This window comes from Kribbella sp. NBC_00482 (genome assembly GCF_036013725.1).
Classification (GTDB): domain Bacteria; phylum Actinomycetota; class Actinomycetes; order Propionibacteriales; family Kribbellaceae; genus Kribbella.
Genome location: NZ_CP107881.1, coordinates 4,770,539 through 4,784,163, shown reverse-complemented (window position 1 = coordinate 4,784,163; position 13,625 = coordinate 4,770,539). Strand labels below are relative to the sequence as shown.

Sequence of the window (13,625 nt, the reverse complement as noted above, 5' to 3'; positions counted from 1 at the left end):
ACTCAGACGTCCAGCAGGATGATCTTGCCGGCCCGTCGGATCCAGCGACCGCCCGGACCGCCGCTGCTGCCGCTACCGCTACTGCTGCTACCGCCACTACGACGGCCGCCCCCTCGGCCACCACCGCGGCCGTAGCGCCGGCCACCGCTGTCGCCGTACTCGCTGTATTCGCCGTACTCGCCGTACTCGCTCTGGGCCGGCTCCGCCGCACCATCAGGCGGTGCGTCGGCGGGCGGCTCGGACGGCGGCTCGGCGGCCGGTGGCGCGGGCGGCGCCGGCGCGCCGATCGGTACGGCGACCCAGCGGAAGCCCGGCCGTGGTGGTGGCGGACCGGCGGGCTGCCCTGACGGCGGCCCGGTCGGCGACTGGTCCGGCGGTTGCTGGTCCGGCGGCGCGGACACGGCGTACGACGAGGCGTAGCCGGACGGCCGGTAGCCAGAGTGACGGTAGCCGGGGCTGCGGCGGTAGCCAGGAGCGTGCCGGCGGTGGCTGCTGGGGTAGCGGCGACTCGGGGAACGACGGCTGGAGGGCCGTCTTCCAGTGGGCCGTCGGCCGCCGAAGTAGCGGCGCGCGAGCGGTGAGACGGATCGCAGCGCACTGCGGAACAGCGGCGGTGCGAACTTGCGCGCGGCCCGGAAGGTCGCGGACTCGCCGACCAGCCGCGGCGGAGCGCCGGGCGGCGCCATCGCCACGTCCCGGGCAGCCGCCGCGGCGGTCTGGACGAAGCGCGTCGCGACCTCGAAGTCCTGTTCCTCCTGGCTCATCCCCGGCATCTCACCCTCGAACAGCGAGCTCGCGGCCGATCCGAGAGTGCCGCCGATCGACGTGCCGATACCCGGCGCGATCGCGGTACCGACGGCGCCACCTAGCGCCGGCAGGGCGACCTTCGCGAGTGGCTTCAGCGAGCTGATCAGCGCGCGTCCCTGGGGTGAGGCCGCGGCTCGGCCGACGCCTTTGACGACCTTGCCGATCGTGTTGATCAGGCCGCCGAGGAAGTGATCCAGCTCCTGCTCGTTCGACACCTGCAGCAGCCGGGAGGCGAACTCCTCCTCCTGCGCCTCGGACAGCGGAAACTCGTTCACCTCGGACTCCTGGCCGAGCACCTGCTGGAACATCTTGTGCAGGAACTCCTCCTCGGCCTCGCCGTACTCCGCTTCGCCGTACTCCGACTCCTTCATCAGGTTGCCGAGCAGACCACCGAGCACCTTCCCCGCCAAGGGGATCAGCGGAAGGAACCGCTCTTCCGACTCCCCCTCGCCGTACTCACCCTCGCCGTACTCCCCCTCCCCGTACTCCCCCTCCCCGTACTCGCCTTCCCCGTACTCACCTTCCCCGTACTCACCTTCCCCGTATTCACCGGCGCCGTACTCGGCTGCGCTGTACTCGGCCTCGCCGTACTCGCCTTCGCCGTACTCGCCTTCGCCGTACTCCCCTTCCCCGTACCCGCCCTGGCCGTACTCGCCCTCCCCGTACTCCCCTTCCCCGTACTCGCCCTGGCCGTACTCGCCCTCCCCGTACTCCCCTTCCCCGTACTCCCCCTGGCCGTACTCGCCTTCGCCGTACTCGCCCTGGCCGTACTCGGCCGTCTGCGTACCCGTCTCGAACATCTGGAACCCCTTCCGCACTCTTGCCCGGCCTGTCTCGAACCTCTGCCGCTCCACCGCCCCGGCGATCGCCGAACGGGCGCCCCCGACGAACTGCTGCGCAATCTCGAAATCGCGGTCCTGAACGCTCATCCCCTCGAGCTCCAGCCCGTAGCTCCGGGCCGCCGACGCCGTCACCGACCGCCCCGGCCCGCGGCCGGGTGCCGCGCCGACCATCGCCGCCAAGGACGGCACCGTCCGCACGGCCTGCTCCCCGAGCCGGGTCACCAGACCCCGTCGTACGTCGGCCGGCAGGGCACCGTCCGTGCCCGCCACCATCCGTCCGATGAACTCGCGCAACTGGCGCGCGTCGGTCACGTCCAGAAGCTCGGAAGCGAGCTCGGACGTCGTCAGTGCGGCTCGTCGCCAGGGATGAACATCCACACCCTGGTCACTGCAAGAACCGTGCCATCCCCGGTCAGCGCAGCGCCGCGGCGGCGAACCCGAGCTTGGCCCTGCGCTTCGCGACAGTGCGCCGCGCCAACGGATATCCCTTGTCCCGCAGCAGATCAGCCAGCTGCTGGTCGGAGACCGGGCCGTCGGCTGCCTCCAGCAGCGTGCGCAGCGCGTGGTCGGCTCCGCCGCCGGAACCGAAGAACCGCGACAGTGGTACGACGGTCTGATCCGGCAACAACGCGTACTTGTCGGTCACCGCCCGGCTCACCGTCGACTCGTGCAACTCGAGCGCCGCGGCCACCTCCGCACGAGTCAACGGTTCCAGACCGACCGCACCCTCACGCAGGAACCGCTGCTGCCGATGTACGGCGTACTCCGCGACCCGTCGCAGTGTGTCCCACCGATCGCGCAACTGCGCGAGGAACGACCGCGCCTCCTGCACCGACTCCGACGAGCCACTGCGGTTCCGGCGCCCGACCGTTGGGCGCACCCGTAACCTGGTCAGCGCCGACTCGACCAACTCCACCGTGAACTCCCCGGCGATGCGGTCGTGCTCACGAATCACCACATCCGGTACGACGTACGCCGTGACCGCCGGCGCATTGCCGTCGAACGCCGGATAGGGCCGGAGCCGGTCCCGGATCAGCTCGAGGACAGCGCGAACCTCACCCCGGGAAACCCCCAGCGCCGCCGCGATCGACGCGTACCGTCCCCTGGCCAGCTCGGGCAAGTGATTCCCGATGACCTGCCGCGCCAGCCTCACCCGCTGGTCATCGAGTCCGAGTGCATCGAGCTGAAAGAGCAGACACTCGCTGCTGTCGATCGCACAGATCCCCGGCGGCCCACACCGACGTACGACGGCCAGCACCCGGGTGACCGTCGACTCGGCGACACCAAGCTCGGCCGCGAGCTGCGCACAGGGCCGGTCGAGCAACCCATGCCGATCGAGACTGCCGACGACGTACTCGACGATCGGGCGATCGTCCGCGGCCGTCTCCAGGCCGGCGGCGCGAATCAACGCGTCGGTGTCCGGCTCGGTCGCCGGGGTGTCAGTGGAATCCGGTAGTCCGCGATCCGCCGACCCCGCCCGCGCGACGGACGGCGAGCAGGCAACGCAGGCAGACTGCCAACGTCCGCGACAGATCGGGCAATCGCCGATCTCGAGACGTTCCAGCGCGGTGTTACTGCTCAGCTCGTCCTCGACCGCGGACCGCATCTCGGCGTACGGCATCATCAGCATCTCGCCGAATGTGACCAGCGCCGGCGTCACCTCGAAGCCGAACCTGGGCACCATGGCGAGCTCGAACGTGAAGGACACGCGAACCACCCCCCGGCACAGGCGACGCCTTGTCCAACGACGTCACCCGACCCCCTGCAAGAAGCGTGCCAGCTCCCTGACCCGGTGGCAACGCATCGGCCCGACAACCTCCTTGCCCACAGCAACCAAAGACCCCGGGGTACGACGTTCAGCCTTTGAAGGCGGCCCTCGTCATCGAAAATGGTTCGCCAACGTCAGCGGACCTGATTAGCCTCGCATGCGATGCCACCTGAGACCGAAGACGACCTCCGCCTGGAGTCGCTGGCGCGGGTCGCGTTGGCGGCCTACGATCTGGCCGAGCCGCTCGCCCTCCGCCTGCACGCACGCGGCCTCAACACGATCTTCGAGGTCACGACGTACAGCGAACGCTACGCCCTTCGGCTCCATCGATCCGGCTACCGCACCAACGACCACATCCGATCCGAACTGCAGTTCGTGCGATCCGTCACCGAGCACTGGGCCGATCAGCCGCTCCTGTCCGCTCCTCGGCCGATCACCAATCGAAACGGCGACCTCGTGGTCGAGGTCATCGCCGAGGACGCGGCGCTCAGCTGGGACCTGATGACCTGGGTAGACGGCCAGGTCCTGGTGCCCGGGCGAGGCCTGACCGAAAACACCGTCCATCGACTGGGCCAGGCCCTGGCATCACTGCACAGCCTGTCCGCGCAGTTCCGTCCACCGGCCGACTTCTCGCTACCCCGGTGGGATGCCGACGGAATGTTCACGCCATCGGCATCGCCGTACCGACCCGAGGTCGGCATCGAAGAGCTCTTGGATCGGCGAGATCTCGAGCTGTACGCCGAGATAGCTGAACGCACCCGCGCCATCTTCGCCACCCTCGAGTCCGCTGGAGACTCCTTCGGCATCATCCACGCCGACTACATCCTCGGGAACTGCTACCTGCAACGAGCCGGCTCTGCATGGCGGGCCAGTGTGTTCGACTTCGACGACTGCGGCTGGGGCTACTTCCTCTACGACCTGTGCCCACTACTCGGCAACCTCGCCGGGCATCCGGGTGCCATCGTGAACAATCCCGCCTATCCACGGCTCCGCGACGCATTCCTGGCCGGCTACCGCACCATGCGCTCGCTACCGTCGGCCCTCGAGGAACACCTGCCGACGCTCATAGCCGCCCGGAACGCGAATCACTGCCTACTCACTGCAGGCCGCGACGTATCTCCAACACCCGCCCAAGACGCAACCTGGCGAATGAGCCTGGCCCGGCAATGTCTCACCCTGCCCTACTGATCCACCCGCGCCCCGTCGAGTCGGGCGCCGACCGTGTCGACCAGGTCGGCGCTTAATCCGTCCGACGCGGTCCTGCGTGGCCGGCCAGACACAGCCAACGATCGGTGACCCGGACCCACGTCTGGGTCATCGGCATCCGGAACGACTCTTCACCGCGGCCCGCGTCCACGTGGTCCATGACCACACAACGCAGTACGGCGGTATCGCCGACGACCACCACCTGGACATCGGTGAGCGTTTGGGCGTTCCACGTCAGGGATCCACCGACGTTCGACGAGATGTATCGCTCGCGATCGAACTCCTCACCCAGATGCGAGATCCAGCCGAAGTCCCGGTGCAGGAGAGACCGCAGCCGTTCACCGTCCCCGCTCGCCAGCGCATCAGCACGGTCGCGCGCAGCAGCAACGACCTGGTCCTCGACCTCTCCCATACAGCCCATCCTTGCAGCGACCGCCGCCTTCCGCCGGTCGGCGAACCAATCAGCAGAGGGCAGGTTTGCCCTCTGCTGATTGGTCGACGGTGGATCAGGGGAACCAGACTTCGTGGATGTGGGCGTCGATGCCTCGGTAGACGACGTGTTGGGTGCGGTCTACGTCCCAGGTGTAGCCGGCGGGGTCACCGGAGGCATTCGGGGCGCCGGCCGCGGCGACCAGGTCGTTGTGGTTCCACGTGCCGTTGAACCACAACTCATGAATGTGACCGTCGCCGGCCCGATAGACGACGTGCTGGGTGCGATCGACGTCCCACGTGTAGCCGGCCGGATCCCCGACGGCACTGGGCGCGCCCCCGGCGGCAACTAGGTCGTTGTGGTTCCAGGCGCCGTTGAACCACAGTTCATGAATGTGACCGTCGCCGGCCCGATAGACGACGTGCTGGGTGCGATCGACGTCCCAGGTATAGCCGGCCAGCAGTCCGGTCGCGTTGGGAGCTCCGGCGGCCGCGACGAGATCGTTGTGGTTCCACGTGCCGTTGAACCACAACTCGTGGATGTGCCCATCGCCACCGCGATAAACGACATGCTGGGTGTTGTCGACATCCCACGTATACCCGGCCGGATCACCGGCAGCACTCGGCGCACCCGCCGCCGCAACCAGATCATTGTGGTTCCACGTCCCGTTGAACCACAGCTCATGAATGTGCCCATCACCACCGCGATAGACCACATGCTGAGTGCCGTCCACGTCCCAGGTATAGCCAGCCGGGTCACCGACAGCCTTCGGGGCACCGGCCGCCGCGACGAGATCGTTGTGGTTCCACGTGCCGTTGAACCACAGCTCATGAATGTGCCCATCGCCACCGCGATAAACGACATGCTGGGTGTTGTCGACATCCCACGTATACCCAGCCGGATCACCGGCAGCACTCGGCGCACCCGCCGCCGCAACCAGATCATTGTGGTTCCACGTCCCGTTGAACCACAACTCATGAATATGACCGTCACCACCGCGATAAACCACATGCTGGGTCTTGTCGACGGCCCAGGTGTAACCGGCCGGAACTCCGGTCGCATTCGGCGCGCCCGCCGACGCACTCAGGTCGTTGTGATGCCAGCCGACCGTGGGGTACATAGCGAGCACGGCTGCGATGTCTCCGGACGACAGACCTGTCCGCTGTCCGAGCTGCGCATTCGGATCGACGGGCGTGATGGTCTCACGTCCGTTGCTGCTGAACGCCGTCCTCGGGTAATGCATGATCGATCCGTACTCGTAGCCGCCGAGGTCGTCGCCATCGGTGATGTGCTGATCGAAGTTGTGTTCCATACCGGCTTGAATGTTCGCCCAGGTGATCGTGACGAACTGGTCGCGGTCCTCCCGGCTCTGCTCATGCCACAGCCCGACCGCATGGCCGATCTCGTGGATCGCGTTCCCTCTCGTACACCCGGTCCCGAGGCTGATCGTCTGCGACCCGCCCTGCATCCCGACCGACGACCAACAACCGCCCGCGTCCGCGAAATGCACGAAATTGGGAAAGTCGCCGGCATTCGCCGCGGTGCGCTCGGGGAACCGGATCGGTGTGTTCGACTCCCAATGCGCGATGGCGTCGCGGACCCGCTGCTGATTCGGCAGATTCGGGTCGATGTCGAACGGGACCTGCGAGCGTGGCCACCGGAAGCGGGCGCCGGGAATGCCGACACCGGCCTGGACATCCCCGACGATCGTGCCCTGCAGTTCGCTCATTCCCAGCTCGAGTTGGTCGACCGTCCCGAGCACGATGTCGCCTTCGAAGATTGCGAGTCCGTCCACCGCGCTGTAAACCACCGGCGAGTTCGAGAAGGTGACTCCTGAGATCACCGCCGTACCGCGTTCTCCGCCGCGGAACTCTCCCGCGTTACGCCAGACTCCGTTGTCCTGTGTCACGTCTTGCTCCCCCTGGTTGTCGTCACATCAAACCCGTCGTACCTCCACCGCCAGTTCGCCCGCGCCGAATTGGACCGGGTACGACGCAGTGGAGACGAAATCGTCCGAGGTCACACTCGCGGTTCCGGACACGTCGACATGCACCCGCACCGAATACCGGAGCCGTGGATCGATCGAGGTGGCCCGCAGATCAATTGCGAAAGGCAACGACTCGCTGTCGTCACGCGGCAGGGCCACGTGCTCCTGGACCTGCTCGGCGATGATCACGGCCGGCGCGTCCGCGCGCGAAACCTCTTCGACCCGAGCCACCACTCGCGAGGCTTCCTCAGGTCGATCCCCGGAAGGGAAAACGATCCGCCCGGTCAGCAACATGTCAAAGCACCACTTCCCCCGATCGCGCCGCAGCGCGCCCCTAGGTTCGACCATGCGCCCACCCCACCGGACAGTCAAGCCCGCACAGCACACCCCCGAAACCCCTTGGAAAGCACGCGTTTCAATCACACGACCGCTCCCCTGCTGTTTGACATTGGCAGGTTGCACGAGTCCAATCGACACAGACACCGTGTCCGCCCCATCGCGAGAGGTGGGGGCGTATGGAGTACTTCGTCAGCCCGGAAGGCTTGCCTGAGAACGCCGGGACTACTGCAAGTCCGTGGTCGTTGAACCACGGGGTTGCCCAGCTGCAACCCGGTGACGTCCTGTATCTCCTCGATGGTGTCTACTTCCAACAGCTCTCGTTGCTCGACCTTCGTGCGACTCCGGGCAGTCCGATTGTGCTGCGGCCATTTCCTGGCGCGCATGCGGTCATCGATGCAGGCATTCGCGAGTTCCAGAGCGTCCCTAACACGCTGTGGGATGGGCCTGACGCCGTTGGCGAGTACGTGACCCACAATCCGCTTCCACTTGACAACAACAACCGAGCGGCCGGCTCGTTCCTCGAACGCGTCCCGTACACACGGCTGATCCGCTACGCCGTCCACCAGGACCTGCAGGCGACCAACGAACTGTTCGGGCCGATTCGCGACATTGCAACCGATCCGCTCGACGGACCGGACGCGGTGAAGTGCGGGACGCCTACTGACCTCAAGACGCCCCTGTTTCCGCGACGCCCTTGGGTCTACATGGGTCCCGGACTATGGCAGGACGACACCGGACGAGTCCACGTGCGGCTGTCACCGACGCACCACAACATCGAAGGATTCGACGACTACACGGGTCCGAGCGATCCAGGCGAGGTGCCGCTGGCCATCTGGACTTTCCTGCAGGCAACACTGCGGATCATCAACTGCGATTCGGTGTACATCGAGGACTTGACGGTTCGCCACGGGAGCCCCGTCGTACACGTCGAGAAGTCATCCGATATCCGCCTCGACCACCTGGTCGTTCTGGCCGGACCGTACGGCATAGAAATCGGCGAGTCATGCCAAGGGACAGTGGTATCGCACAGCCTGATCGACGGCGGCATGCCGTCTTGGTACTTCCGCAGCGACAGGAAGGACGACTACTGCTTCGTCGCCGACGGTCAGGTGGTCACGAACACACTAGGCGCCTCGACGTGCCGAGCTTTGCTGTCCGGCGTTCGGAACAGTGTCGATACCACCATCAGGTACTGCGAGTTCGTCAACGGCCACGACCTGAGCCTGTTCGGGTCTCGACTCACCTTCACCCGAAACTTCGTCAGCAACCTCAATGACGACGCGCTCATCACCGAGGTCCGAGGACTCACCGATCTACAGATCTTCGAGAACGTGATCGAGCGGAGTTTGACCGGCTTGAGCTTCGCTACGGACAACTTCGCAGGCAACGGCGTTTCGGTCTATCGAAATCTGTTCGACTTCCGTCGCCCGATTCTGGGGGTACGACCTCGTCCCGATGTCGGACAGCCGCTGCCGGATGCGCTTCGGCTGGGTCAACTGTTCAAGGGCAACCCTCCGGACGGTCCACTCGACCTCTTCCACAACACGATTCTGGTCAGGGATCAGGACGGCGCTGCCGCGGTGACGCACTTCAGGGCGTACAAAGGCGGGGGCCGTCGCCGGTCGTACAACAACGTGTTCGTCGACATCAGCACGAGCGCACAGCCGGACAAGCCGATCAGCTATCTCCCGGCGCCGACTTCGCCGGCAGCGACCGACGGCAACTGCTATTTCCGCACAGGGCCGTTCGCCGGCACGTGGATGTTCCACCACGACGCATACGAGTTCCCCGGCGTGGACGGACTGGTGCCCGGCGCCAACTTCTTCTCGATCGATGAACTGGTTCACGACACGCTAGGACGGTTCTTCACCGACAGCCAGGATGTGCACCCGCCTGGCTTCGAAGCGTCGAGCATCGACCAAGATTGCCGTTTCCGCGCGTTCGACGCCACGCAGCCTGACCCGCTGACCGATGACTTCCGGCTACGCGCCGACAGTCCAGCGCGTCGACGCGGTGTCGTACTCCCGACGGACCTGCGGTGCCTGGACGATGCGAACTCGAGCCAGTCCCCTGACATCGGATGCTTTAGGTACAGCGATCCGCCTCTCCAGGTCGGCGTCGATGGACGGCGTCGTTTTCCGACGGGCTGAGCAGTGCTCGAGGTCGTCGAGGGACTGAGTGATGGATCGTCCGGTGGTGTCGAGCAAGTAGGTGTTCCACCGGCGATCGTCCTTGGTCCATGCCGACCATCTCTCCCAGGCCATCTCCGCCCAGCTGCCGTCAATGATCACGTCAGGCCGACAGCGGGGGTCTTCAGCGTGCCCGCGGTGCCGGGCCGGCACTCATCGGTTCAGAGGAGTGCTGCGAGGTCGGGCCAGGAGTAGAAGATCTCGTTGGGTGAGGCGTTGCCAGCGAGGGTTCCGCCGAGGGCGACGTAGAAGCGGCGGGCGCGTTCGTTGACGGCGAGGACCCGGATCGCCAGCGAGCCGAATCCATCGGCGGACAGATCGGCCGCGGCCACTCGTAGCAGGGCGCGGCCGTCGCCACGACCCTGGTGATCTGGGCTGACCGCGAGGGCGTAGATCTCGGCGTCATGACCGAGCTCAGGATCCGCGGGGCCGGCCATGACCAGACCGATGACCGTCCCGTCCGGCAGTTCGGCGACCCTGGTGTGGTGTGGCCGAGGCTGCTCGGCCGACTCTCGGAGGAGAGTCCGGCGCCAGTTGGCGGCGGACTGCTCGCGGGTCACGTCGAAGTCCTCGAACTCGGCGAACGCGGCACAGGTCACCGCGGCCATGACCTCCGCATCGCGTGGGACGGCGTACCGGATCGGCATGAGCGGAGACTACGACCAGTACGAGCCGATAGGCGAGCGCTCTTGGTCAGCGGGCGTCGTGCGTCTCGGGGGTCACAAGCTCCACTTCGCTCTCCCGGAGAGCCTTCAGGAGGTCGGGCGGCGGCGTCGAGTCGGTGACGAGGTAGTCGGCTGCGTCGAGCTCGGCCACCTGAGCGAACAGGCGACGACCGAACTTGGAGGAGTCGGCCAGGATGGCCACGCGCTCCGCCCGGGAGATCATCTCGCGCATCATGGCTGCGTCGGCGAGGTTGCTCGTCGTGTACCCGCCCTCGGCCGACACCGCCCCGACCCCGATCAGGGCCAGATCGCAACTGACATCCAGATCGGCCCCGCCGGCCGACGGCAAGCTCACGGGGCCGGTGGTCGTCAAGGTGAGAGTGCGGACGGCGCCGCCGAACACGTACACCTCGCGTACAGCCGACGGGGGCAGCGCCGGGGGGACGAGCAGGCTGTTGGTCGCAACCGTGAGGTCGCGGTGATTGCGCAGGTTCCGCGCGACGGCGAGGGTCGTCGTACCGCCGTTGATCATGATGACCGAACCGTCCTTGACCAGGGACGTGGCGAGCGTGGCGATCTGCTCCTTCTCACGCTTCTCGAGGTTGAGCCGTACGTCGACGGTCCGGTCGACCCGGGAGATGCTCGACTGGCTGACCGCTCCGCCGTACGTGCGCACCAGTACGCCGTCGGCGCTCAATTGGTCGAGGTCGCGACGGACGGTGTCGATGGAGACGCCGAAGCGCTCGGCGAGAGCGCCGACCGTGACCTCGCCGGTCTCGGCGACATAGGCCGCCAACTTGGCCTTGCGCCCCGCAGGCAGACGGCGCTGCCGGTCCTCGTTGTCCACGGCCACAGATCTTCCCATCTTTGCGGTAGTTGCGTACGTCGTTCTGCGCGATAGGAGGCTCGGATCGCAGGCTACAGCATAGGCGGCTCCGTTCTCTGCGGTTCTCCGCAAGATTCTGCGACTCTCGCTCTTGTAGGTCCTGTAATGCGCTGTTAACGTGGCGCAATCCTGCAAAGAGCAGTAAGACCTTGACATGGAGGCGGTCGCGATGAGCGGAGGCGGCACCCGGGTGCGCAGCCGGCTGAGGCAGCTGATCGGCGTGATGACGGTGGCGGCGATGGCCGGAACTACTGCGGTCGCGTGTGGTTCGGACGGGGCGAACGAGGAATCGAGTGCTAATGGGACCGTCACGCTGGAGTTCGCGCAGTGGTGGGCACCGGAGCTCCCGGAGGGAGCGTTCGACAAGCTGATGGCCGAGTTCACCGCGCAGAACCCGAAGATCAAGGTCAAGCTCCTGAGCGGGCCGTACGCGTCCACCAAGCAGCAGTTGGTGGCCGGCGCGGCTTCGAAGACGTTGCCCGATGTGGTGGGTCTGGACGGCGCATGGGTCAGCGACTTCGCGAAGCAGGGAGCCATCGCCGACCTGACCGAGCTGATGGCGGATGCGAAGTACGACTCGAGCCAGCTCGCGAGTCAGATCCAGATCAAGGACAAGACCTACATGGTCCCGGTGGTCAACTTCGTGTACCCGTTGTTCGTCAACAACGATCTACTGAAGAAGGCGGGGGTCACCACGCCGCCGACCACGCGGACGCAGTTCCTGGACGCGGCCAAGAAGGTCAGCGCACTCGGCGGGAACGTCAAGGGCTGGGCGCTTCCCCTCGACACCGCCGTACCGAACGGCATCCAGAACGACGTGATGTCGTGGCTGTGGGCGTCCGGGGGCAGCATGCTCACCGACGACGGCAAGGCCGACCTGAAGAGCGATCAGGTCAAGAGCACCGTGGACTTCGTCAAGAGCCTCAACGACGCGAACGTCATCGCACCCGGTTCGCTCACCATGAAGGAGCAGGACAAGGTCGAGAAGTTCACCACGGGTCAGGTCGGCATGGTGATCGACTCCTTGGCGCACATCACGCTGATCAAGAAGAACAACCCCTCGCTCAAGTTCACCGTGGCCCCGATCCCGGCCGTGGACGGCTACACCGGAAAACGCGGCATCCCGTACGCATCGTGGGGCATCGGCGTCTCGAACTCCTCCAAGCACAAAGCCGAGGCGTTCAAGCTGGTGCAGTTCCTGATGAGCAAGCAGACGAACGCACAGCTGAGCACGCTGGCGAACGGGTTCCCCGGCAACAAGACCGCCACGCCGGACTTCAGCAAGAGCGACCCGATGTTCAAGACCGCGTTCGACATCTACCAGGCGGGCTATCCGGCCAACGAGTTCGTCGGCCTGCCGAAGTCCGAGGACCTCATGCGCAGCTTCGACGAGCAGCTTCAGCTCACGCTCACCGGCAAGCAGAGTGTCGACGACACTCTGACCAAGGCGCAGGAGTCCTGGACGTCCGTGCTGAGCTAGCTCAGATTCGGGGCCGCGGCGGTTCGCCGGCGCAGCCCCGAACAAGGAGACATCGATGAAACTTGCGGACCTGAATCCCACCGCCCTTCCACCGGAGGCGGAGGCGAAGGCGGCGTCGCAGACCCGTGCCGCCCCCGGTGGCGGGAAGCTGCGGTTCTTCGCGAGGAGCGCCGTCGCGTACGCCTATCTCTCGCCGACGATCATCTTGATCTCTGTCCTGATGATCATCCCGATCGCGATGGTGGTCAGCTACTCGTTCAAGGACAACGTGATCGTCGAGGACAACCCGGTCCTCGTTGGTCTCGCCAACTATACGAAGGTGCTCACCGATCCCGACTTCCTGGTGGCGCTGAAGAACACGCTCGCGTTCATCACCGTGAGCACCGCCGCCCACCTCGTCCTGGGGCTGACCTTCGCGCTGATGCTCAACACGTCCCTTCTGGGCGAGGTCACGAAGGCGATCTTCCGGATCATCTACATCCTGCCGTGGCTGTTCACGGTCGCCGTGATCGCGGTGATCTGGCGCTTGCTGCTGGACCCGTCCGGGGTGGTCAACTACCTCCTGACCACCGTCGGCCAGATGCAGCAGGGGGTGAACTGGCTCTCGGACCCGTCGACGGCGCTCTGGGCCTTGACCTTCATCAACATCTGGGCCGGGTTCCCGTTCTTCATGATCAGCATCCTGGCCGGCTTGCAGGGGATCTCGTCGGACCTGTACGAAGCAGCCTCCGTGGACGGCGCCGGTGCTGTGCGGCAGTTCTTCAACGTCACGATCCCGCAATTGCGGCCGGTGCTCATCAGTATGGCCGTACTCGATCTCATCTGGACCTCGCAGCAGTTCGCGCTGATCTGGATGACGACGGGCGGTGGCCCGCTGAACGCCACCGAAATGCTCAGTACCTATACCTACAAGCAGGCCTTCAGCAGCTACGAGTTCGCCACCGCGTCCGCCAGCGCTGTCATCGTCCTGCTCCTGTCGCTGGTCCTTGCCTTCTTCTACGTCCGCCTGCAAAAGGAGAGGTGATC

Annotated in this window: 11 protein-coding genes; 4 read left to right on the top strand and 7 right to left on the bottom strand. The window is 65.9% G+C overall.

The features are described 5' to 3' along the window. Positions 1-2: 2 nt before the first annotated feature. Complete coding sequence (locus OHB24_RS23485) at positions 3-2,027, bottom strand: hypothetical protein (RefSeq protein ID WP_327632964.1); 2,025 nt, start codon at positions 2,025-2,027, stop codon at positions 3-5. Positions 2,028-2,061: 34 nt separating this feature from the next. Further along, positions 2,062-3,357, bottom strand: coding sequence for an RNA polymerase factor sigma-54 (locus OHB24_RS23480; protein WP_327632963.1), 1,296 nt, complete (start codon positions 3,355-3,357; stop codon positions 2,062-2,064). Positions 3,358-3,579: 222 nt separating this feature from the next. On the opposite strand from OHB24_RS23480, the gene OHB24_RS23475 reads away from it, so the two are divergent. Beyond that, the gene (locus tag OHB24_RS23475; protein WP_327632962.1) at positions 3,580-4,605 is read left to right on the top strand and encodes a phosphotransferase enzyme family protein; all 1,026 of its coding nucleotides are present in this window, start codon (positions 3,580-3,582) and stop codon (positions 4,603-4,605) included. Between the two features lie 52 nt (positions 4,606-4,657). Here OHB24_RS23475 and OHB24_RS23470 read toward each other — a convergent pair whose 3' ends face one another. From OHB24_RS23470 to OHB24_RS23460, 3 genes are all read right to left on the bottom strand, one after another. Continuing rightward, positions 4,658-5,035 carry a nuclear transport factor 2 family protein gene (locus OHB24_RS23470; RefSeq protein ID WP_327632961.1) on the bottom strand — a complete coding sequence of 126 codons (378 nt, stop codon included), beginning with the start codon at positions 5,033-5,035 and terminating at the stop codon, positions 4,658-4,660. Positions 5,036-5,129: 94 nt separating this feature from the next. Further along, the gene (gene legP / locus OHB24_RS23465) at positions 5,130-6,962 is read right to left on the bottom strand and encodes a Dot/Icm T4SS effector Zinc-dependent metalloprotease LegP (protein WP_327632960.1); all 1,833 of its coding nucleotides are present in this window, start codon (positions 6,960-6,962) and stop codon (positions 5,130-5,132) included. Between the two features lie 27 nt (positions 6,963-6,989). Next, positions 6,990-7,334: a YbaY family lipoprotein gene (locus OHB24_RS23460; RefSeq protein ID WP_327641094.1), complete on the bottom strand. Its 345-nt coding sequence runs from the start codon at positions 7,332-7,334 to the stop codon at positions 6,990-6,992. Positions 7,335-7,555: 221 nt separating this feature from the next. On the opposite strand from OHB24_RS23460, the gene OHB24_RS23455 reads away from it, so the two are divergent. Next, positions 7,556-9,529: a hypothetical protein gene (locus OHB24_RS23455; RefSeq protein ID WP_327632959.1), complete on the top strand. Its 1,974-nt coding sequence runs from the start codon at positions 7,556-7,558 to the stop codon at positions 9,527-9,529. A gap of 200 nt (positions 9,530-9,729) precedes the next feature. Here the strand turns inward: OHB24_RS23455 and OHB24_RS23450 are convergent, their stop codons facing one another. Further along, positions 9,730-10,215 (bottom strand): GNAT family N-acetyltransferase, encoded by a 486-nt coding sequence (locus OHB24_RS23450; protein WP_327632958.1) that lies wholly within the window; start codon positions 10,213-10,215, stop codon positions 9,730-9,732. Between the two features lie 46 nt (positions 10,216-10,261). Continuing rightward, a complete protein-coding gene (locus OHB24_RS23445; protein WP_327632957.1) occupies positions 10,262-11,098 on the bottom strand; it encodes a DeoR/GlpR family DNA-binding transcription regulator in 837 nt (278 codons plus the stop codon). Positions 11,099-11,273: 175 nt separating this feature from the next. Here OHB24_RS23445 and OHB24_RS23440 point away from each other — a divergent pair, with 175 nt between their 5' ends. Next, complete coding sequence (locus OHB24_RS23440) at positions 11,274-12,599, top strand: ABC transporter substrate-binding protein (protein ID WP_327632956.1); 1,326 nt, start codon at positions 11,274-11,276, stop codon at positions 12,597-12,599. Positions 12,600-12,654: 55 nt separating this feature from the next. Beyond that, positions 12,655-13,623, top strand: coding sequence for a carbohydrate ABC transporter permease (locus tag OHB24_RS23435; RefSeq protein WP_327632955.1), 969 nt, complete (start codon positions 12,655-12,657; stop codon positions 13,621-13,623). Positions 13,624-13,625 lie beyond the last annotated feature (2 nt).

Excerpts from the sequence above, each read along its gene's own strand:
- OHB24_RS23450 (WP_327632958.1), bottom strand. The coding sequence starts at position 10,215 with ATGCCGATCCGGTACGCCGTCCCACGCGATGCGGAGGTCATGGCCGCG.
- OHB24_RS23470 (WP_327632961.1), bottom strand. The coding sequence starts at position 5,035 with ATGGGAGAGGTCGAGGACCAGGTCGTTGCTGCTGCGCGCGACCGTGCT.
- OHB24_RS23455 (WP_327632959.1), top strand. The coding sequence starts at position 7,556 with ATGGAGTACTTCGTCAGCCCGGAAGGCTTGCCTGAGAACGCCGGGACT.
- OHB24_RS23445 (WP_327632957.1), bottom strand. The coding sequence starts at position 11,098 with ATGGGAAGATCTGTGGCCGTGGACAACGAGGACCGGCAGCGCCGTCTG.
- OHB24_RS23475 (WP_327632962.1), top strand. The coding sequence starts at position 3,580 with ATGCCACCTGAGACCGAAGACGACCTCCGCCTGGAGTCGCTGGCGCGG.
- OHB24_RS23440 (WP_327632956.1), top strand. The coding sequence starts at position 11,274 with ATGGAGGCGGTCGCGATGAGCGGAGGCGGCACCCGGGTGCGCAGCCGG.
- OHB24_RS23460 (WP_327641094.1), bottom strand. The coding sequence starts at position 7,334 with ATGTTGCTGACCGGGCGGATCGTTTTCCCTTCCGGGGATCGACCTGAG.
- OHB24_RS23435 (WP_327632955.1), top strand. The coding sequence starts at position 12,655 with ATGAAACTTGCGGACCTGAATCCCACCGCCCTTCCACCGGAGGCGGAG.